Source organism: Providencia vermicola (genome assembly GCF_020381325.1).
Taxonomy (GTDB): Bacteria; Pseudomonadota; Gammaproteobacteria; order Enterobacterales; family Enterobacteriaceae; genus Providencia; species Providencia vermicola.
In genome coordinates this window covers 93107-112312 of record NZ_JAGSPI010000001.1, presented here as the reverse complement: position 1 = coordinate 112312, position 19206 = coordinate 93107, and the positions used below count along the sequence as shown (strand labels likewise).

Genomic DNA, 19206 nt, shown 5'->3' with positions numbered 1-19206 from the left:
AGATTAATTATATGTGACAATGGCTTTATTGAGCTGACTAGCATCTATTTTAATAGTCACCCTCTACACGACGAGGTATGTATTTATGCCAGTTATCCATCTAGTGGATGATGACACCGATGTGACCGACGCCTGCCAGTTTTTACTTGAAACGCTGGGCTACACTGTTACCGTCTGGAATGATAGTGAACAATTTATTCAACATGCTGCCCTTCACCAAGAAGGGGTGGTTTTGCTTGATATGCGTATGCCAAAGTTAGATGGTCGGCAAGTCCACCAATATCTGCGCGATCAACACAGTACATTAGCTGTGATTTTTCTATCTGGGCATGGGGATATCCCGATGGCTGTTGAGCAAGTCAAACTTGGTGCCGTGGATTTCCTACAAAAACCGATTGATAGCCAACAACTGGCAAAAATACTTGAGCAAGCTCAACGGAAAACCACGCAATCCACCGAAAATTATCTAATTAAACAACGCTATGAAATGTTAACACCCCGTGAAAAAGAAATCTGTCGCTATGTGCTCCAAGGTTTAATTAACCGTGAAATTGCTGAAGCTACCTGTGTTTCAGTACGTACTGTTGAAGTACATCGTTCTCGCGTGATGGAAAAAATGGCGGTGAGAAACATCGCTGAATTAATGAGTACCATGCAGTCAGTGAACTTATTAAAAGAATAATTTGATATAATTAAATTCAATGAAGCCTAATTAATAAAAATTAACCATTACAGACTAAAAGCAATCGGATACTAATGATACCAACGCCTACTTTTCAAAAACACCTACTTCATCCTCGCTATTGGTTAACGTGGTTAGGTGTTACCGTACTTTATCTTCTTATTTTACTGCCTTACCCTGTTATTTATTGGATGGGGACTCGCCTAGGGTTATTATCCAAACGCTTTCTAAAAAAACGCGTACAAATTGCCGATCGTAATCTGCAACTGTGTTTTCCAGAGATGAGTATGCAAGATAGGCAACACTATATTGATAAAAATTTCGAATCTGTCGGTATGGGGTTATTTGAAACAGGTATGGCATGGTTTTGGCCTGATTGGCGCATTAAACGTTGGGTTAAGGTCGAAGGCCGTGAAAATATGTTATCTGCCCAAGAGACTGGCCGCGGGATTATCGTGCTTGGCGTACATTTTCTCACCTTAGAAATCGGCGGGCGTGCTTTTGGTATGCTAAACCCAGGTATTGGGGTATACCGTGCTAATGATAATAAACTGATTGACTGGCTACAAACCCGTGGGCGTTTACGTTCAAATAAATACATGCTCGACCGTAAAGATGTCAAAGGAATGGTACGTGCTCTGAAGGACGGGGAAATTCTCTGGTATGCCCCTGATCACGATTATGGCCCACGCAATAGTACCTTCGCACCATTGTTTGCAGTTGAAAAGGCAGCAACCACTAATGGCTCACAAATATTACTTCGCTTAGCCGATCCGCTGGTTGTCCCTTTTGTCCCACGACGTTTACCCAATGGCAAAGGATATGAGCTTCTCATTCAACCTGCAGTGGATAATTTCCCTGTAGAAGACAATGTAGCAACCGCAACGATGATGAACCAAGTCATCGAAAAAGAGATTTTACGTGCGCCCGAACAATATATGTGGCTACATCGCCGTTTTAAAACGCGCCCAGAAGGGGAACCTTCGTTATATGGGGAGTTGGATAAAATCCATCATTAGTGTTTAGCTGTAACTTAAAGAACTGAACAAAGCAAAGCGAGTATTCTAAGAGTAATCTTCTTAAAGTTCATGTTTCTAAGACTATTTTTCCCTAAATAGTCAGTGCTACAGCTAGGCGGCAAATGAAGATATCCTGAGGAGCATACACCAGTATGTGACTCGGGTAGCGAAATGAAGCCAACAACGCTGTAGCGCTGAATATGACAGGAAAAAAACATATTCCTGCTCCATTTTCCCTAAATAGTCAGTGCTACAGCTAGGCGGCAAATGAAGATATTCCGAGGAGCATACACCAGTATGTGACTCGGGTAGCGAAATGAAGCCAACAACGCTGTAGTGCTGAATATGACGGGAAATATGACAGGAAAAACAGAGTATTGGAAAAGAAACTTATACGTCGTCTGGTTCGGCTGCTTCTTAACAGGCGCCGCCTTTAGCTTGATCATGCCTTTTCTTCCCCTTTATATTGAAGAGCTCGGTGTCAAAGACCACGCTTCGTTGAATTTATGGACTGGCGCCGTTTTCAGTATTACTTTTCTGTTTTCCGCCATTGCTGCACCTTTCTGGGGGCGGCTATCTGACCGTAAAGGCCGTAAATTAATGCTGCTGCGCTCTGCGCTTGGCATGGCGATTGTGATGGTATTAATTGGCTTTGCACAAAATATCTGGCAATTATTGGCGCTCAGAGCCTTGCTCGGCCTGCTTGGTGGCTTTGTGCCCAATGCCAATGCGCTAATCGCCACACAAATTCCAGTGAAAAAAAGTGGCTGGGCAATGGGTGTTTTGGCCACAGGGGCTGTGAGTGGTGCGCTCATTGGCCCATTAATTGGTGGGTTCCTTGCTGACCAGTATGGTTTACGCCCCGTCTTTTTTATCACAGCAACCGTTCTATTTATCTGTTTTTTCGTCACCCTTTTTTATGTTCGCGAACGTTTCACCCCTGTTTCGCGCAAAGATGCCTTAACCAGTAAACAGGTTTTTGCCTCCCTACGGAATAAAAACTTGGTCATCAGCCTATTTTTCACCACCATGATTATTCAGGCTGCAATGGGTTCCATTAACCCTGTCATTACCCTTTATGTTCGAGAACTGTCAGACTCCCTTGAAAACCTAGCATTTGTTAGTGGAGTGATTGCATCTATTCCTGGCGTCGCCGCGTTAATCAGCGCTCCAATGCTAGGTAAATTAAGTGATCGAATTGGCCCTGAAAAAGTCCTATTGGCCGTTTTAGGTACCTCAATTTTTGTGCTATTCCCGATGGGGCTTGTCAGTAGCTATTGGGAGTTAGGTTTCCTACGTTTTTTATTAGGGGCACTTAATGCCGCCTTACTGCCAGCGGTTCAGACGCTAATTATTTATAATATTTCTCACCAAGTGACTGGCCGTATTTTCAGCTATAACCAAGCTTTGCGGGATGTGGGTAATGTGACGGGGCCGCTGATGGGGTCGTTTGTTGCAGCAACCTATGGTTTCAGAGCCGTCTTTTTCTTCACAGCTGCTTTAGTCCTTTTTAATCTTATCTATTCTTGGCTCATTATTCGACGCCAATCAGATGGCCTACGCGCCTCACCAACTGAGCAATAATTAGCCAGATAGTTTTTAACCAAAAACCTGATGTTTTATAAGCTTTATTGTTTTCTTAACGAAAAAATAATACTTTACATGATCAACTAACTGTTTAATAACAACTTAATCGATTCAAAATTCTTTCTTTTATTGTCAATAAAAATCCTGTATCTTCCCCTACCTTATCGTGAAAAATGAGAGTTATATCGACTTTTCACCTTAAAACCTCGTCTTTTACAATAAATTCATTCTGTTTATAGGCGATTCTATAATAATGTATGTTAAAAATATGTTTCCGAACTGAAAGTTAACATATCAAATAATAATCGACACTCAGGCGCTCGGCCTGGTGTTTTATATCATGCACAACCTCTCAAGAGATGATTTATGGGAGTTCACAGATGAATAATTCTGCGACTAAAACAAAAACTTTTTTCGGGCATCCATACCCGCTGAGTTCACTTTTCCTTACCGAAATGTGGGAAAGGTTCTCTTTCTACGGCGTTCGCCCGTTACTTATTCTGTTTATGAGTGCGGCACTCTTACAAGGCGGCATGGAGCTGCCAATTGAACAAGCTTCAGCTATCGTTGGTATCTTTGCGGGTGGTGTTTACATCACTTCGTTACCAGGCGGCTGGTTAGCTGATAACTGGTTAGGCCAACGCAGAGCGGTTTGGTATGGCTCATTGATCATTGCATTTGGTCACTTATCCATCGCAATGTCTGCATTCTTAACGAATACCTTCTTCTTTGTTGGTCTATTGCTGATCGTACTCGGAACGGGGCTGTTTAAAACCTGTATCACCGTGATGGTAGGTACCCTGTATAAGAAAGAAGATACGCGCCGTGATGGCGGTTTCTCCCTGTTTTATATGGGCATCAATATGGGGTCATTTATTGCACCATTAATCATTGGCCCATTGCATGAAAAATACGGTTGGCATTTAGGCTTTGGTCTCGGTGGTTTAGGGATGTTGGTGGCGCTGTTAATCTTCCGCTTCTATGCTATTCCGCAAATGCGTCGTTATGACAAAGAAGTCGGCTTAGATTCCACCTGGAACCGCCCGACAGTTCAACGTAAAAATGTTGGTAAATGGGTCACTTTTGCGATGGCATTGCTCGCGATATTGGTTATCTTAATCGATAACGGCACAATCCCATTCAACGCATCAATAATTGCGAGAAACTCTGCTTACGTGATTTCAACCTGTGTGGGCATCTACTTCCTGTTTATGTTCTTCTTTGCAGGTTTAAATAGCAGTGAACGCGCACGTTTATTGGCCTGTTTGATTTTACTGATTGCAGCCGCGTTCTTCTGGTCAGCCTTCGAGCAAAAACCGACGTCATTTAACATTTTCGCTCGTGACTATACCGATCGCCAAATGGGGAGCTTTGAAATCCCAACCATTTGGTTCCAATCCATTAATGCTCTGTTCATTATTTTGTTAGCGCCCGTATTTAGCTGGTTCTGGCCATCCCTTGCTAAACGCAATATGAACCCAAGCAGTATGACGAAATTTGTTATCGGTATTTTATTTGCCGCTGGCGGTTTCGCTATCATGATGGTTGCAGCAAACCAAGTATTAGCAACACAAAGTGGCGTTTCACCGTTCTGGTTAGTGGGTAGTATCTTATTACTGACTTTAGGTGAACTGTGCCTAAGCCCAATTGGTTTAGCAACAATGACCTTGTTAGCGCCACAAAAAATGCGTGGTCAGGTTATGGGATTGTGGTTCTGTGCCAGCGCATTAGGTAACTTAGCGGCAGGTATTATGGGCGGTAACATCCGTAAAGACCAACTTGATTCCATGCCTGAATTGTTCTCCCACGTATCTATCGCGTTGGTTATCTGTGCCGTCGTATTGGCCGCACTGATTATTCCAGTCAGAAAGATGCTTAAAAATGCGGATAAAAACGAAGCCAAAGCGTAGTTATCTTCATTAACTTGAACTGCTCAATGACATACCGTTGTTGGGCAGTTTTCTTTTCTCCCCGTCAATGACTTAGCTTATTATTTTTTTCTAATCAGATTATACTCACGGTCTTATCTACCATAAGCCGGAATGTTAAGTATGTCCCTTTCTCTACCTGTCTACTATGTTGATGCCTTTACAGATACCTTATTTCAAGGGAATCCCGCGGCCATTGTACTACTGAATGATTGGCTACCTGATCATATGCTCATTGCCATTGCCGCAGAAATTAATTTATCGGAAACGGCCTTTTTAGTCGGTCAGCATATCCGCTGGTTTACCCCAAAAATGGAAGTTGCCTTATGTGGTCATGCAACCTTAGCCACGGCTTATGTCCTTAACCATGTCTTACAACAACACGCTCAGCCAATCGTCTTTAAATCGCTTTCGGGAGAATTAGTGGTGACCTGCAGTGAACAAGGTATCACTCTTGATTTCCCTATTCTTGATTCAGTTCTCAGTTCGCCAATACAATTCCCTGAACTTGCTGATATTTTAGGCGTTGAAATTACTGAGCTTTGGCTCGCCAAAGACCGCTATCTGTGTTTTCTTTCAAATAGACAGCAAATCGAAAACTGCCTACCAGACATGCAACGCCTTGCACAACTTCCTCTACCTGGGTTAACAATTACAGCACAAAGTACTGAGGACGACTGTGACTTCGTATCACGCTATTTTGCCCCCGCTAAAGGAGTCAATGAAGACCCTGTCACTGGCACTTCACACTGTGCCATTGCCCCAATTTGGGCAGAACGATTACAAAAAACAGTCTTAGTCGGAAAACAACTCTCGAAAAGAGGCGGAATGATCCACTGCGAGGTCAATAACGGCAGAGTTAAGCTAACAGGAAATGCAGCCTTATTCCTAACAGGTAAAATTCAAATTAATCAATAAACTACAAAATCTAAATTCAAGAGCTCATACTTCAACCAATATCCACATTCTTCATAATGACTTTAAGTGATGTTCGGTATGTGATGAGTATGACTCTTCCCTCCCTTTTGTGTTCCTTATCTCAGATTAGACAATAATTTTTTTAACATTTAATTAAAAATTTTAAATCAACGTTAAATTAGTTTACAATCATAATTATAATTAAAAATATAATTGCAATTATAAGTATTACTTATTAACGCTTTGATTAACTGTTAAAAACTCATTCTATATAAGGAACTCTATAAATGGCTATTACTAGAAGAAAATTTCTTATTGGTGGCGCGGTTGTCACTGTAGCCGCTGGTGCTGGAATTTTAACGCCAATGCTAACGCGTGAAGGTCGCTTTGTACCTGGCAAGCCAAGACATGGCTTCGTTGCAGGGACAGAAGGTGCGCTGCCACAACAAGCTGACGTCGTTGTTATTGGTGCTGGAATTCTAGGGATTATGACTGCTATCGAATTGGTCGGTCGAGGCTTAGATGTTGTCATCGTTGAAAAAGGCAATATCGCGGGTGAGCAATCATCCCGTTTCTACGGCCAAGTTATCACCTATAAAATGCCAGAAGAAACCTTCTTACTTCACCATCTCGGTAAACACCGCTGGAGAGAGATGAATGCCAAAGTCGGTGCTGACACCAGCTACCGTACCCAAGGCCGTGTTGAAGTCCCTCTTGACGAAGAAGACTTAGTCAACGTGAGAGAGTGGATTGATACCACCAGCAAAAATGTCGGTTCTGACATCCCATTCAAAACCCGCATTATTGAAGGTGCAGAGTTAGATCAGCGCCTAAAAGGTGCGCAATCTAAATGGAGCATCGCTGGATTTGAAGAAGATTCAGGCAGTTTAGATGCTGAAATTGCGACCTTCGTGATGGCAGAGCACGCCAAAAAACTGGGCATCAAAATTTACACTAACTGCGCAGCAAGAGGGTTAGAAACTCAAGGTGGCGCAATTTCAGATGTCGTTACGGAAAAAGGGGCGATTAAAACCTCTCGCGTCGTCGTAGCTGGCGGTGTTTGGTCACGCTTATTTATGCAAAATTTAGGGGTAGACGTCCCAACTCTGCCAGCTTATCAATCCCAACAGTTAATTTCTGGTTCACCAACGGCACCAGGTGGTAACGTCGCATTACCAGGTAATATTTTCTTCCGTGAACAAGCTGATGGCACCTATGCAACTTCTCCACGTGTTATCGTCGCGCCAGTGGTGAAAGATTCCTTCGTTTACGGCTATAAATATATCCCATTATTATCAATGCCTGATTTCCCAGTGCACATTTCGTTAAATGAGCAACTGATTAACTCATTCACAGAGCCAACTAGCTGGAAACTGAATGAAGTTTCACCGTTTGAAAAACACAGAAATATGACAGCGTTACCAGACCTGCCAGAACTGAATGCATCATTTGAGAAACTAAAAACCGAATTCCCTGCGTTTAAAGACTCAAAACTGATTGATCAATGGAGCGGAGCAATGGCCATCGCACCAGATGAACACCCAATTATTTCCCAAGTCAATGAATACCCTGGTCTGGTTATCAATACCGCAACAGGTTGGGGTATGACAGAAAGCCCAGTTTCGTCTGAATTAACTGCCGACTTATTGTTAGGCAAAGAACCTGCACTGAATGTAAAACCATTTAGCCTGTACAGATTCAGCTAGTTTATTCGCGTCATCGCGATCACAAAAACCCTCCAACTTGGAGGGTTTTTTATTGCCTAATATTCCTCAATCCCTTAACATTCTCGACTTAAATCAAATGGAGTGATTATGAACAAATTATTATTAGGAATGATGATTTCGTTAGTGAGTTTCGGCGTAATGGCGGAGAAAAACTACACCCTAGAGCAAGTTGAAAATATGATTGCTTCGGGGAAAAAACCTCAAACTGCAATGCCTACTTTAGATGGCTCGATAGCAAAAGAGGATTTTGCAACCTGTAAATCTGGCTTACAAGAGTGGTTAGATGGCGTTGAAAATTACCCGATTACCATCGAAAAAGACGTTGATGGTAAAGATTTTTCCGCCACTATTTGGGCAGAATCTAAAGCCTTTTTGGTCTCTTGCGTAAAAAGTGGTGATAACGCAAAAGCTATTCGGATGAGTGCTGAATATTTAGATAACTAACTGGCTTATTTTATTCGTTTTCATTCACACCCTATCGGTGTGGATGAATACATTTTTATCATCACGATAGCAAAATGTGCTCTATTTCAAAAACCTTTCAGACTGGATCGATTCACTTCTCATTTATTGCTGTAATTATTTGTGATGAGTATTACACTTAGCCTTAACATTATTAATACACTAAGTAACAACTGTAAGGCCCAACCATGAGTTCCATCGTTGATGATGTCATCGCACAAAAAATCGAACAATCCATTTCCCGCGTTTCTAAAGTTGTATTTCCGACCACAACTAACCACCATAGCACCTTATTTGGCGGTACCGCTTTAGCATGGATGGATGAAGTCTCTTTTATCACGGCAACCCGCTTTAGCCGAAAACGTTTAGTCACTGTTTCCACAGAAAAGATCAATTTTACCCATCCCATTCCATCAGGCACAATTGTTGAATTAGTCGGAAAAGTCATTCGAGTCGGTAGAACCAGCTTAACGGTGAATGTATCCATCTTCTTGGAAGATATGTATTCTGAAGGCCGTGAAGAAGTTATCCATGGTCAGTTTAACTTTGTGGCCATTGATGACAATGGAAAACCAACACCTTTATTTGGTGAATAAAATTTAAAATAACTGAAATAATCACCTTTTTGGTGTAAATAAAGTGTGAACCTATTTTTATTCACACTTTATTTATCTCTCCAGCCTTTTCTTCTCTGAATTTTTCATTATTTCTATTTTTACTTCGTTAACCCAAAACATTAAATAAGACTATTTTTAGTTTAGATTATGAGATTTTTTGGCATAATTCACCAAAAAAGATTTTCAACAAAAAATTAATTTTCATACGCCATCTATAAAACGTCTATTAATATATAATTACTATACTTATAAACACTTAGAAACCCTTAGTTAAAAAATAAAAAAAATATTAATATCTTGTTACAACAGTCATATAGCGTCATATTCTAACATCAAAAAAAACACTCCTATAAGATGTAATCACGAATAGATATTGTAATTTACCTATTATGGACGTAGAGTATTTCAACACGCTAATTACCCTAAAAGGGTGTAACGCCTGACAAGAATATTTATTATTTAAACGCGATATCAGCACTATGGCATTACATATATGCTTGAAGTCGTTAGATGAGTTCAATAATTAATGTGCAAAAATACATTTTATTGCCTATAAATAATAGTAATAAACATCGATGACATAAGAAATAAAACCATGCTTAGAATTCTTTCACTTATTTTTATCTTTATTTTATCCATTAATCTCAGTGTTGCAGCCGTTCCTAAAGAAACCATCAAACGTATTGAGCAAGAAGCCCAAAAAGGCGATGTTAAAGCACAAGTGATGCTTGGAATTGGTTACTATCTGGGTAATGAACTGAAGCAAGACTATGGTAAAGCCAAAAAATGGCTGACGATGGCGTCAAATAAAGGTAACTCTGATGCTCAGCTATTTTTAGGCGATATGTACCTAAATGGTAATGGCGTAGAACAAAACCTTGAAACTGCGATGGAGTTATTCGAAAAATCAGCAAATAAAGGAAATGTCGAGGCTCAAAACTATATGGGGCAATTTTATTATCAAGGTATTGGTGTAAAACAAAACTATATTACCGCATTTGAGTGGTTTCAAAAATCTGCTGAGAAAAAATTCCCTCCCGCGCAATATCAGCTCGGAAAGATGCTTGAGAATGGTGAAGGTACCGAAATTAATGATAAATTAGCGGCAGATTACCTAGCACAAGCCTGTAAAGCTGGCATTAAAGAAGCTTGCCCTAAAAAATAATCTAGCCCCTTTCCGCTAGATTAAAACTCTCCTATTTTGACGAACATTACCATCATCGGTCATGTTCGTTTTTATTTTTTCTTTGCTAAAAATCTGATTGCGACTACTGGCTCACACCCCATCAACAACCAATCAGTTACTATTCTAGTATGAATAATCAATATCAAAATGTATAAGAATGTTCTAAACTTATAATATAAAAGAAAAAAGGAGAATTTATGTACAATACAATTTTAGTTCCGATCGATGTAACCGAAGATGCTCTGACCAATATGTTAGTTCCTCATGTCAATTCGCTGCAAAAATTGAACAATGCTAATGTTCATTTTCTTGCGGTCACGGCTCCAATTTCTAATTATCTACGCTATGGTGGCACCATTTTACCAGGCGATTTCCCAAATGATGAAAAACAAGCTGAGATTATTCTTGCTGAGTTACAAGAGAAAATTAAATTGTTCTCAATTCCTGCAGATAAAGTACATGCCAAAGCGAGTGTGGGTTCGGTTAAAGATGAAATTTTAGCCACTGCCGAAGATATTAATGCTGACATTATCTTACTGGGCTCACGTCGCCCGAGTATGACAACCTATTTATTAGGCTCAAATGCAGCATCCGTCGTACGTTACGCAAAAACAAGCGTATTGGTTGTTAGATAAGCCTTACTATCTAAAATTTTCAGTGATTTTATCTTGCATTACTAGTAATACGTTTAAGCTCAATGAATGTTACAAAAACATATAAAACCATACACTTTATAAGACTATTTCATAATTAATTGCGGTAAATTATAAACTCATAAACATTTTCGTGATTTTCACGCCCTGCTTTTATAGCAGGGTTTTTTTCGTCTTTTTGTCGGCTTTTTTCAGCCTAAATCGTTTAAACGGTACGCCATCAAAATCAACCAAGCCATCTTCAACAAATCCATAGCGCAATAATGCCGCTAACTTAAGTCTTGTTAAAGGTAAATGAATGGTTAGGGAATCAATATTCAGGGAACTAAAAGCTTCTTGGATCATTTGTACCGCAATTCGTTTGCCTTCCCCCCAAAATGCTGGATGCAAAACAAGAGCTAAATCTGCATCACCGTTTTCATTTTGCGGCCCACCCCACCCCGCAAACTGTCCATCGATAACAAATGCCCAAATGCCATAACCATACTGGCTCCAATGCTGCTCTTTTCCCTCCACCCAATGTCGACAAAATGCCTCATCAAACTGAGTATCGCCCAGCGGCATGTGCTTCAATACTAATGGGTGCGTATTTAGTGCAATAATGTCAGCGGTTGGAATTTGGGGTAGTCGTAAAAACTGAATAGGCATATTCGTCACTCGATAAAATAAGATGGCTGAATTGTAAGCAGCTAAACATAAATTTCAACATAAAAAAGCCCATTTAACATTACTGTTAATGGGCCTTAACGAGGAAGATTAAACGTTTATTGTTCCAACGCTTTTGCCATCACCTTTTGGAAATCTTCCCATGAACAATAGCCATTTTTATCAATCGGGCAATCTTTTAGCTCTAAAGTCACATGTTTTGGGGGGGTCTCAAGGGATAAATAGGCATTGTCCCTAAGTTGATCTGCAGTTTGATAAACATATTCGACTTTCATAAAGTCTTTTTTCGTTTGTTTGTCTGTCCAACGCTGGAAAACCAATTTACCGCCAATTGGCGTATGCTCGTACTGCTGTGCTAACTGATACGGTTTAAAATCCATCGCTGACATCAATGAAGCAATGTTAGAATCGTGACCCACTAAAAATATAAATTTGGCCGTTTCCCCTTTATCTACAGATACAAAGCCTTTATCAATATAATTAAGGATTGGATGAGCCACATTTTTGGCAATAATTTTTGGCGTAAATAAGGTTTCTTGATACGCATTTTTTAGCGTATTGAGTTTTTTCCATTTTTCAGGGGTATCCACGAGCCCCCAGGCGACTTGATCTGCGGGAAAACCTTCATAATATTGTAGGTCGATAGCATCCACTGCAGAATTCGCAATTTTCAATGGGCCGCTAACGCCAGGCTCTTTATCAGCTTCGATAATAAAGCTATTTTTTTGGCTATCTAGATTACACAATTTATCCGTTTTACATTTTTGAGAATCTTTAATATTTAACACTGTATCGAGTTCTTCGTAACCCGCTTTTAGTGATAAACCTTTTAGATAATCATCCATTGCCGCAAGGGCTTTTTGTTTAAACTCAGGAGAACCATTGGTAATAATCGGGTTAAATACAGGGTCCATCTTACCAATTTCAGGCTGATGGTGAATATTCACTTTACAGCCAGGAAATGCCCCTGCAGCAAAAAACTGTGCTGTTGCTATCGTTCTTTGTAAGCTATTGGTATACAGATATATATCTTCGTTACTGGTTGGGCATAATTCATCAGCGAGTAACTTATTTTGGTCAATCCACTCTCTAAAATAATGCCCCATATACACTTCAAGCGCCCCACCTTGTGTGGTGAGATAACCGCTTTTTGCATCCCAGTCTGGCCATTTTTTATCAGTCACTTCCGTGAGAATGCCCGTATTAACTATTGGTGTTCGTAAATTGTGGCGGCTAAGGACTAAAACTTGGTCTAAAACCATATCTGCTTGATTGTCGGTACTTGCCATGGTTGGTGCAATCGGTGCAAATAAGGCCGCAGATAAACATAGCGTTAACACTTTGTATTTCATTAAGATACCCCTACCAATATGGAAAAGTGAAAAGACGTTAAACCGCCCCAATAATCTAAACTTATCTCATAATGACAAAGCTGACTTTTTTTTCTGAGATTAATATCTCAAAACTAGCCTTAACTAAAATTAAAATCAGACATTGACATTACAAGTCTGCGATTTAAGATTGCAGCATTATTTTAGGGAGACAAGATAATGATAGTCCAAGCTGCCACGCGTGCACATGATGATGAAATAATTCGAATTTGGGAGGCTTCTGTTAGAGCCACTCACGATTTTTTACCTGAAGAAAAAATCAATGAACTCAAAGTAGCAATTAAACAGCTATATTTGCCAAACTTAGCCGTATTTGTCGCCTTTGATGATACAGGTAAAATGGTGGGCTTTCTCGGTTACGCTGAAAATCGCCTTGAAATGTTATTTATCTCGCCAGAAAACCGCGGGCAAGGAACAGGGAAGAAGCTCTTGCAATACGCCATTGAAAAATGGGGTATCACAGAGCTTGATGTGAATGAACAAAATCCACAAGCTGTTGGATTTTATGAACACATGGGGTTTGTACAGTATGACCGTTCAGAGTTAGATGGTGAAGGAAACCCTTTTCCACTCTTACATATGCGTTTAAAAGTAAGCAAATAGCTCATCTTATTAGTAATATTTTTGTTTACGATCAGAGGTTACCCGCTTATTTAAGGGTGATATTGAAAACTAATAACTACAAAATATGATTAGCTATTTTTTAATCCGTTAATAATAAGCTGCATCCCATCCATAAAACGCTCATCATAGTTATTCACAAATAACATGTCTTTGGCTTCCCATGTGTAAGGAAACTGTTCCCGATACAATAGATTAAATTCAGCTCCTTTATTAAGCAAATCACAATCCGCTGAAAAATTTGCGGCTTGCTGTTCAATACAACAACCAAGAACAAAATAAAAGACAGTCATTGTAGTTCTCGCGGCATTCTTTGCAGAAAGCCCTGATTGTACGAATATTTTAATTAATGCATTATTGATACGTAATACATTCTCAGAAACAACATAGGTTCCAGCAAAAACTCGTGCTCCATCTCTATGCTGTAATAATGCATTTCTCAATTGAGATGTGACTTCAATCAGGTTAGTTGACCAATCATCTTTATATTGAAAATCGACAGCAACTGTAGCAACAATATGATCAGCCATACCTTCGACTAAGACCTGCTTATTATTAAAATGCCAATATAATGAAGCCGCTTTGATATTGAGCGCATCAGCAAGTTTACGCATCGTTAACCCTTCAATACCTTCCCTTTCTAGCAGATTCAATGCAGTTTCTAGTACCTGTAATCGTGTAATTTTTGGTGTTCTCATAAAAAAAATCTCATTTAGTCCTTTATTACCTAACAATGTTAGTCTAACATACTTTACCAACCTAACACTGTTAGTTTATCAATATTTCCAATTTAGGCAAAGTGCTCAACGTGATAATTGAGTCGTATTGAGGTTAATAAAATGACGACAAATGAATCTAAGACTTTCTCACAAAAAGCTATCTCGTTAACGCCGTGGATTAGCATTTTATGTATCGGTATTTTAATTCTATTTACCACCCTAAATTGGGATCGGTGGTTAGGCTCTAAACGCTACCAAGAATCGAATAATGCCTACATCAAATCGGACTCTGCCATATTAAAATCGCGTATGACGGGTTATGTATCTCGCATTTTAGTAGATGATTATCAATTCGTTCACCGGGGCGATGTTATCGCTGAAATTAATAATCAAGAAGACCTTTTTAAGCAGCAAATAGCAAAAGCTAATTATCAAAAAGCGGAACAACAGTTACGCAATTTAGCGAGTGAAATTAAAGAGCAAGACCTCACTATTGATATGTTATTTCACCGCTATCAAGCTGCAAAAATTGAAGTTGAACAAATGAAGCGCAGTCCATTATTACGTAAAGCGTTAATTAATAGCGGTGCAATTACCCAACAAAATTACTTAGATGCAAATTCAGATCTGCAACGCTTAATTAAGTTAGAACTCGCGGCAAAAGCACAATGGGAGCAAGCTAAACAATCACGAGAAATATTAAATCAACAAGAAAAAATTCGTAGTGCGGAACGAGATATAACCTTAGCCAATCTAAAGCAGGCAGAAACCCAAATATCTTACGCGACAATCACTGCACCATTTGATGGCCAACTTAATAAGATAAAATTGAACATTGGTAGTTTTGTGACATCAGGTACTGAGATTGTCACTGTCACGCCCAATAAACAGCCTTATATCATCGCGAATTTAAAAGAAACACAGCTAAGGAATGTTTATTCTGGGCAAACCGTATCCATTACCGTCGATGCATATCCAGATACGATATTCCAAGGCGTCGTACGTGATATTGGTGCGCAAAGTAGCGGTGAATCAGCCTTAATCCCTGCGGATAATAGTAGTGGTAATTTCACTAAGGTATTACAACGTATTCCTGTTTATATTAGCTTTTTATCTGAACAAAATGATATCGGTCGATTACGCCCTGGTATGTCCGTTGTGGTGAACATTGATACACAAAGTCTCTCCCCAGAAGGTAAGTAAAATGTTTTTGAAATTATTCCAAGGGGCGAAAGAAACAAAACCGCTATTTGCGGTGATATCAGTTTTTCTTGGCGCAATATTGTCAACGCTCTTTATTCGCATGTTTTCTCTTTCATTAGCAGATATACGGGGTGTATTTGCTCTCGATAAGCTCGAAGGTACCTGGATAAACGTTTCATTAAATGCAGCCCAATTAATTAGTATGACATTAACACCTTGGTTTATGGTTATTTTAGGTGCAGAACGGCTCCTCATGTCGACCAGTGCTATTTTGTTGGGTTTATTTTTAACTTTCCCTCCTTTTAGTGGTGTGTATGGATTTGAAGCCTTATTAACCACACATTTTATTATTGGCCTGTGTTTAGGGGTTTATTTACCCATGACTATTTCTCTAGCCTTAAGAAATTTACAACCCAATGTTTGGCTAATTGTTATGGCGGCTTATAGTTTAAGAGTTTCTTTAGGTATGGATGCTGGTGTTGGTATATCGGGAACACTTATCGACACGATTAACTGGCAATGGTTATATTGGGGATGCGCTACTTTTACGTTATTAATATTTGTTTTTGCGTGGAAAGGAATGCCATTAAGTGAAGTTAATCATGCGCTTTTAATCCAAACAGACTGGGGAGGCATGGCACTTAAAAGTCTAAGCTTGGTTTTACTTTATGTTTCCGTCGTTCAAGGCGAAATATTGGGCTGGGAAGACTCTGGTTTTATTATTTCCTGTCTGATTGGCAGTATTATTTTATTGAGTATTTTTCTTCTTAGAGCAGTAGTTTTTGACCAATCTTTTGCTCCCCCCAATTGGTTAGCAAACCGAAATTTGTGTCTTTGTTTTACAATTTCCTGTTTGTATGGTTTTTTAATGCTTACAAACTCGCTATTTATCCCCTCATTTTTATCTTCTATTGGTGGTTTAAAGCCGCAACAAATTGGTGAAGTGACTAATATTGCTTTTATTGCCTATCTACTATTTAGCCCAATTGCCGTATGGCTTGCTAAATACATTGACGCTAGGCTATTAATGACAATAGGTGTCGCGTTAATAGGATATGGATGTATTTTAGGTATGCAAGTTGATTACCAATGGCGTATCGACGAGTTTATTCCTTTAATGATTATTCAATCAATTGGAGAATGCTTAGTTTTAATTGGTTTAATTTCTTCATTTGTTGTGAATATGCAGCCTAAATTTGCATTGCATCTGGGCGCTTATATTTCAATTGCAAGAGTTCTGATGCCTGCACTTTCTGGTGCTTTAATGAGCACCTATTTGCGAGTGTGTTTTGATGAAAACTTTGAAGTCAAAAGAGCGGCTATCCAAACTGGAGAACAAAAATTACTTCCAGAGGAATCAAGCCTAACGCTCTTCTCGTTAATCAATAGAGAGGCGCACGTCGGTTCATTTATTAATGGCTTTAATCTGGTCTTTGTCATTATTATTATTGTACTGATACTGATTTTATTTTTAAAACCCGCACCTAAAAACAACATAGTGCCCTCAATAAGTCATTAACCTCTGTATTCAATGGACTTAAATACCCATATAATGATAAATAGAGATATCAGTTACCAACCTAACCCAATGATATATCCTTATTTTATTTTATGAAGTAAAGGAAAAACACACTTAATCATGCATGGTATCAATAACATGAATATTCTCGAATTAGAAACCCCGCGATTACGCCTTCGCAAGTGGCAAGCGGAAGATAGCGCCGCGTTTTATGCACTCAACAGCGACCCTGACGTGATGCACTACTTTCCTGCCATATTAGACGAGCAGCAAAGCCAGCAGTTTTTAGATACCATCATCATGAAATTTAACCAGCAAGGTGGCTGGGGGCTATGGGCCGTCGAATTGAAAGAAACCAACACATTTATTGGCTTTCTTGGTTTAAATATTCCTGCCGCTAACCTTCCCTTTTCCCCTTGCGTTGAAATTGGTTGGCGTTTACTTCCTGATTATTGGCATCAAGGCTTTGCATCTGAAGGGGCGAAAGCCGTTATTCGGTTGGCTTTTACCCAGTTAAAACTTAAAGAGTTAGTTGCATTCACTGCGGTTCCCAACATTCCATCTGAATCGGTAATGAAACGCCTTGGCATGATAAAACAGCCTGATACCTTTTATCACCCAGCACTCCCTGATGGCCATTGGTTGCAAGAACATGTTCTGTATCGCATTAAAGCAAGCGATTACCATCATTAAAATACGACCAAAATAATCCTCACAAAAAAGCCATCACTCTGTGATGGCTTTAGATTAATTAGCTTATGCGTAAATTATTTTTTACTTTCCGCTTCTGCTTTAGCTTCTTTCGCTTCAACATCACGATACCAGCGTGGGTGGTGTTTCTTCGCCCAACGACGGCTCACTTTGCCTTCGATCATGCCTTTAATTGAACCTTTAACCCAGAATGCCATATACATATGGATTAAGATTGCGTGGATTAAAATAATTGCGGCCGCTGCATGAATAAGCAGGCTCCAGCGGATCATCCACATCGGGAACATATCGGCAAAGTAAGGACGCCAAATGATAATCCCAGTCACTAAGAGTACGAAAATCATACTCATAATACTCCAGAACATCATTTTTTGGCCTGCGTTATATTTGCCAACATCCGCAACTTCGTGCTCGTTACCCTTGAGGACTTCGACAATATTCTTGATCCAAGGTAAATCCTTTCTATCTGGAATATTGTGTTTCACAAAGCGCACAAACATGAACATCAGTACGACAAAAATCAACACACCAAAGAAGGGGTGAAGAATACGCCCCATTTGTGGTGTACCGAAAGTTTCCGTCAGCCATTTCAGCGTTGGGAAAAACAGTGCAATACCTGACAACGCAACCAAGAAGAAGCTGATGACCACTGTCCAGTGGCAAGCACGGTCAATAAATTTTGTCCGTACAATCATTTTGCTTTTTTTACTCATGGTTATCGTCCTCCTCTTCATCACTCACTTCTTTGTTCGGGCCAATTCCCACATAGTGGAAGATTAATCCCGCAAAGGTTGCAATAAATCCAATTGCAGAAAGTGGTTTCAGAACGCCTTTCCACAGATTAATTGGGGTATCAATTTGTGGATCTTCAGGCAGCCCGTGATAAAGCTGGGGTTTATCAGCATGATGCAGCACATAAACAACGTGTGTTCCACCAACGCCTTCAGGGTCATAAATACCCGCTTGAGCGTAACCACGATTCTTCAGTTTCGTGACGCGCTCTGCGCCGTATTCCAGCATTTCGGCTTTCGTACCAAAACGAATTGCACCTGTTGGGCAGGTTTTCACACAAGCAGGTTCTTGGCCAACACTGACTCTATCAACGCACAAAGTACATTTGTACACACGATTATCTTTCGGATTCAATCGTGGAATGTTGAATGGACAACCCGCGATACAATAGCCACAACCAATACAGTGCTCTGATTGGAAATCCACAATACCATTAGCGTACTGAATGATTGCGCCCGCAGATGGGCACGATTTCAAACAGCCTGGATCGGCACAGTGCATACAGCCATCTTTACGGATCAGCCACTCTAACTTGCCCATTTCCGTGGTTTCGCTAAAACGCATCACCGTCCACGATTTGGCACTTAAATCCGTAGGATTATCGTAAACCCCTACGCAGTGGCCCACTTCGTCACGAATATCATTCCACTCAGAACATGCCACCTGACAAGCTTTACAGCCAATACAGGATGACACATCAATAAGCTTACACACTTCCAGCTTATCATCACGCGCCTGCGGCGGAGGCGTAATGCTATTGGTCGCGGAACGTTTAATAATGTCTTGAGATTGCATGGACATGTTC

General features: G+C 40.0%; 19 protein-coding genes. 14 read left to right on the top strand and 5 right to left on the bottom strand.

Annotation, left to right across the window (positions count from 1 at the left end; all coding sequences use genetic code 11):
• Window positions 1-85 precede the first annotated feature (85 nt).
• The 10 genes from ttrR to KDJ85_RS00415 all read left to right on the top strand — a co-directional run bounded on the left by ttrR (window position 86) and on the right by KDJ85_RS00415 (window position 10761).
• On the top strand, window positions 86-682 hold the full coding sequence (gene ttrR, locus KDJ85_RS00460; RefSeq protein ID WP_225817951.1) for a tetrathionate respiration response regulator TtrR: 597 nt from the start codon (window positions 86-88) through the stop codon (window positions 680-682).
• A 74-nt stretch (window positions 683-756) separates the two neighbouring features.
• Window positions 757-1701: a Kdo(2)-lipid IV(A) acyltransferase gene (locus KDJ85_RS00455; RefSeq protein ID WP_225817949.1), complete on the top strand. Its 945-nt coding sequence runs from the start codon at window positions 757-759 to the stop codon at window positions 1699-1701.
• A 357-nt stretch (window positions 1702-2058) separates the two neighbouring features.
• Complete coding sequence (gene mdtG, locus KDJ85_RS00450) at window positions 2059-3285, top strand: multidrug efflux MFS transporter MdtG (protein WP_225817948.1); 1227 nt, start codon at window positions 2059-2061, stop codon at window positions 3283-3285.
• 383 nt (window positions 3286-3668) lie between these two features.
• Complete coding sequence (locus KDJ85_RS00445; RefSeq protein ID WP_225817947.1) at window positions 3669-5198, top strand: peptide MFS transporter; 1530 nt, start codon at window positions 3669-3671, stop codon at window positions 5196-5198.
• A 141-nt stretch (window positions 5199-5339) separates the two neighbouring features.
• Window positions 5340-6134 carry a PhzF family phenazine biosynthesis protein gene (locus tag KDJ85_RS00440; RefSeq protein WP_225817945.1) on the top strand — a complete coding sequence of 265 codons (795 nt, stop codon included), beginning with the start codon at window positions 5340-5342 and terminating at the stop codon, window positions 6132-6134.
• A 287-nt stretch (window positions 6135-6421) separates the two neighbouring features.
• Complete coding sequence (locus KDJ85_RS00435; protein ID WP_206086715.1) at window positions 6422-7840, top strand: NAD(P)/FAD-dependent oxidoreductase; 1419 nt, start codon at window positions 6422-6424, stop codon at window positions 7838-7840.
• Window positions 7841-7948: 108 nt separating this feature from the next.
• Window positions 7949-8305, top strand: a complete 357-nt coding sequence (locus tag KDJ85_RS00430; protein WP_225817943.1) for a hypothetical protein — start codon at window positions 7949-7951, stop codon at window positions 8303-8305.
• A 206-nt stretch (window positions 8306-8511) separates the two neighbouring features.
• Window positions 8512-8919 carry an acyl-CoA thioesterase gene (locus KDJ85_RS00425; protein ID WP_206086713.1) on the top strand — a complete coding sequence of 136 codons (408 nt, stop codon included), beginning with the start codon at window positions 8512-8514 and terminating at the stop codon, window positions 8917-8919.
• Between the two features lie 616 nt (window positions 8920-9535).
• Complete coding sequence (locus tag KDJ85_RS00420; protein ID WP_225817942.1) at window positions 9536-10105, top strand: tetratricopeptide repeat protein; 570 nt, start codon at window positions 9536-9538, stop codon at window positions 10103-10105.
• Between the two features lie 218 nt (window positions 10106-10323).
• Window positions 10324-10761 carry a universal stress protein gene (locus KDJ85_RS00415; RefSeq protein WP_225817940.1) on the top strand — a complete coding sequence of 146 codons (438 nt, stop codon included), beginning with the start codon at window positions 10324-10326 and terminating at the stop codon, window positions 10759-10761.
• A 171-nt stretch (window positions 10762-10932) separates the two neighbouring features.
• Here the strand turns inward: KDJ85_RS00415 and KDJ85_RS00410 are convergent, their stop codons facing one another.
• Together KDJ85_RS00410 and agp are read right to left on the bottom strand one after the other, a co-directional pair.
• Window positions 10933-11427: a GNAT family N-acetyltransferase gene (locus tag KDJ85_RS00410; RefSeq protein WP_225817938.1), complete on the bottom strand. Its 495-nt coding sequence runs from the start codon at window positions 11425-11427 to the stop codon at window positions 10933-10935.
• Between the two features lie 116 nt (window positions 11428-11543).
• A complete protein-coding gene (gene agp / locus KDJ85_RS00405) occupies window positions 11544-12797 on the bottom strand; it encodes a bifunctional glucose-1-phosphatase/inositol phosphatase (protein WP_225817936.1) in 1254 nt (417 codons plus the stop codon).
• A 198-nt stretch (window positions 12798-12995) separates the two neighbouring features.
• Between agp and KDJ85_RS00400 the strand changes: the two genes are divergently transcribed.
• On the top strand, window positions 12996-13439 hold the full coding sequence (locus tag KDJ85_RS00400) for an acetyltransferase (protein WP_225817934.1): 444 nt from the start codon (window positions 12996-12998) through the stop codon (window positions 13437-13439).
• Window positions 13440-13528: 89 nt separating this feature from the next.
• On the opposite strand, the gene KDJ85_RS00395 is transcribed toward KDJ85_RS00400, so the two are convergent.
• On the bottom strand, window positions 13529-14155 hold the full coding sequence (locus tag KDJ85_RS00395) for a TetR/AcrR family transcriptional regulator (protein ID WP_225817932.1): 627 nt from the start codon (window positions 14153-14155) through the stop codon (window positions 13529-13531).
• Window positions 14156-14296: 141 nt separating this feature from the next.
• On the opposite strand from KDJ85_RS00395, the gene KDJ85_RS00390 reads away from it, so the two are divergent.
• The 3 genes from KDJ85_RS00390 to KDJ85_RS00380 all read left to right on the top strand — a co-directional run bounded on the left by KDJ85_RS00390 (window position 14297) and on the right by KDJ85_RS00380 (window position 17591).
• On the top strand, window positions 14297-15379 hold the full coding sequence (locus KDJ85_RS00390) for an HlyD family secretion protein (RefSeq protein WP_225817931.1): 1083 nt from the start codon (window positions 14297-14299) through the stop codon (window positions 15377-15379).
• A 1-nt stretch (window position 15380) separates the two neighbouring features.
• Window positions 15381-16898, top strand: a complete 1518-nt coding sequence (locus KDJ85_RS00385; protein ID WP_225817929.1) for an MFS transporter — start codon at window positions 15381-15383, stop codon at window positions 16896-16898.
• Window positions 16899-17036: 138 nt separating this feature from the next.
• Window positions 17037-17591, top strand: a complete 555-nt coding sequence (locus KDJ85_RS00380) for a GNAT family N-acetyltransferase (RefSeq protein ID WP_225817927.1) — start codon at window positions 17037-17039, stop codon at window positions 17589-17591.
• Between the two features lie 74 nt (window positions 17592-17665).
• Here the strand turns inward: KDJ85_RS00380 and fdnI are convergent, their stop codons facing one another.
• Together fdnI and fdxH are read right to left on the bottom strand one after the other, a co-directional pair.
• The gene (gene fdnI, locus KDJ85_RS00375; RefSeq protein ID WP_225817926.1) at window positions 17666-18322 is read right to left on the bottom strand and encodes a formate dehydrogenase-N subunit gamma; all 657 of its coding nucleotides are present in this window, start codon (window positions 18320-18322) and stop codon (window positions 17666-17668) included.
• Entirely contained in the window at window positions 18315-19202 is an 888-nt protein-coding gene (fdxH, locus tag KDJ85_RS00370) for a formate dehydrogenase subunit beta (protein ID WP_225817924.1), read from the bottom strand. Before fdxH ends, fdnI begins: the two co-directional genes overlap by 8 nt.
• Window positions 19203-19206: the final 4 nt, after the last annotated feature.

Coding starts and splice junctions, on each gene's coding strand:
- ttrR (WP_225817951.1), top strand. CDS start 86: ATGCCAGTTATCCATCTAGTGGATGATGACACCGATGTGACCGACGCC.
- KDJ85_RS00455 (WP_225817949.1), top strand. CDS start 757: ATGATACCAACGCCTACTTTTCAAAAACACCTACTTCATCCTCGCTAT.
- mdtG (WP_225817948.1), top strand. CDS start 2,059: ATGACAGGAAAAACAGAGTATTGGAAAAGAAACTTATACGTCGTCTGG.
- KDJ85_RS00445 (WP_225817947.1), top strand. CDS start 3,669: ATGAATAATTCTGCGACTAAAACAAAAACTTTTTTCGGGCATCCATAC.
- KDJ85_RS00440 (WP_225817945.1), top strand. CDS start 5,340: ATGTCCCTTTCTCTACCTGTCTACTATGTTGATGCCTTTACAGATACC.
- KDJ85_RS00435 (WP_206086715.1), top strand. CDS start 6,422: ATGGCTATTACTAGAAGAAAATTTCTTATTGGTGGCGCGGTTGTCACT.
- KDJ85_RS00430 (WP_225817943.1), top strand. CDS start 7,949: ATGAACAAATTATTATTAGGAATGATGATTTCGTTAGTGAGTTTCGGC.
- KDJ85_RS00425 (WP_206086713.1), top strand. CDS start 8,512: ATGAGTTCCATCGTTGATGATGTCATCGCACAAAAAATCGAACAATCC.
- KDJ85_RS00420 (WP_225817942.1), top strand. CDS start 9,536: ATGCTTAGAATTCTTTCACTTATTTTTATCTTTATTTTATCCATTAAT.
- KDJ85_RS00415 (WP_225817940.1), top strand. CDS start 10,324: ATGTACAATACAATTTTAGTTCCGATCGATGTAACCGAAGATGCTCTG.
- KDJ85_RS00410 (WP_225817938.1), bottom strand. CDS start 11,427: ATGCCTATTCAGTTTTTACGACTACCCCAAATTCCAACCGCTGACATT.
- agp (WP_225817936.1), bottom strand. CDS start 12,797: ATGAAATACAAAGTGTTAACGCTATGTTTATCTGCGGCCTTATTTGCA.
- KDJ85_RS00400 (WP_225817934.1), top strand. CDS start 12,996: ATGATAGTCCAAGCTGCCACGCGTGCACATGATGATGAAATAATTCGA.
- KDJ85_RS00395 (WP_225817932.1), bottom strand. CDS start 14,155: ATGAGAACACCAAAAATTACACGATTACAGGTACTAGAAACTGCATTG.
- KDJ85_RS00390 (WP_225817931.1), top strand. CDS start 14,297: ATGACGACAAATGAATCTAAGACTTTCTCACAAAAAGCTATCTCGTTA.
- KDJ85_RS00385 (WP_225817929.1), top strand. CDS start 15,381: ATGTTTTTGAAATTATTCCAAGGGGCGAAAGAAACAAAACCGCTATTT.
- KDJ85_RS00380 (WP_225817927.1), top strand. CDS start 17,037: ATGAATATTCTCGAATTAGAAACCCCGCGATTACGCCTTCGCAAGTGG.
- fdnI (WP_225817926.1), bottom strand. CDS start 18,322: ATGAGTAAAAAAAGCAAAATGATTGTACGGACAAAATTTATTGACCGT.
- fdxH (WP_225817924.1), bottom strand. CDS start 19,202: ATGTCCATGCAATCTCAAGACATTATTAAACGTTCCGCGACCAATAGC.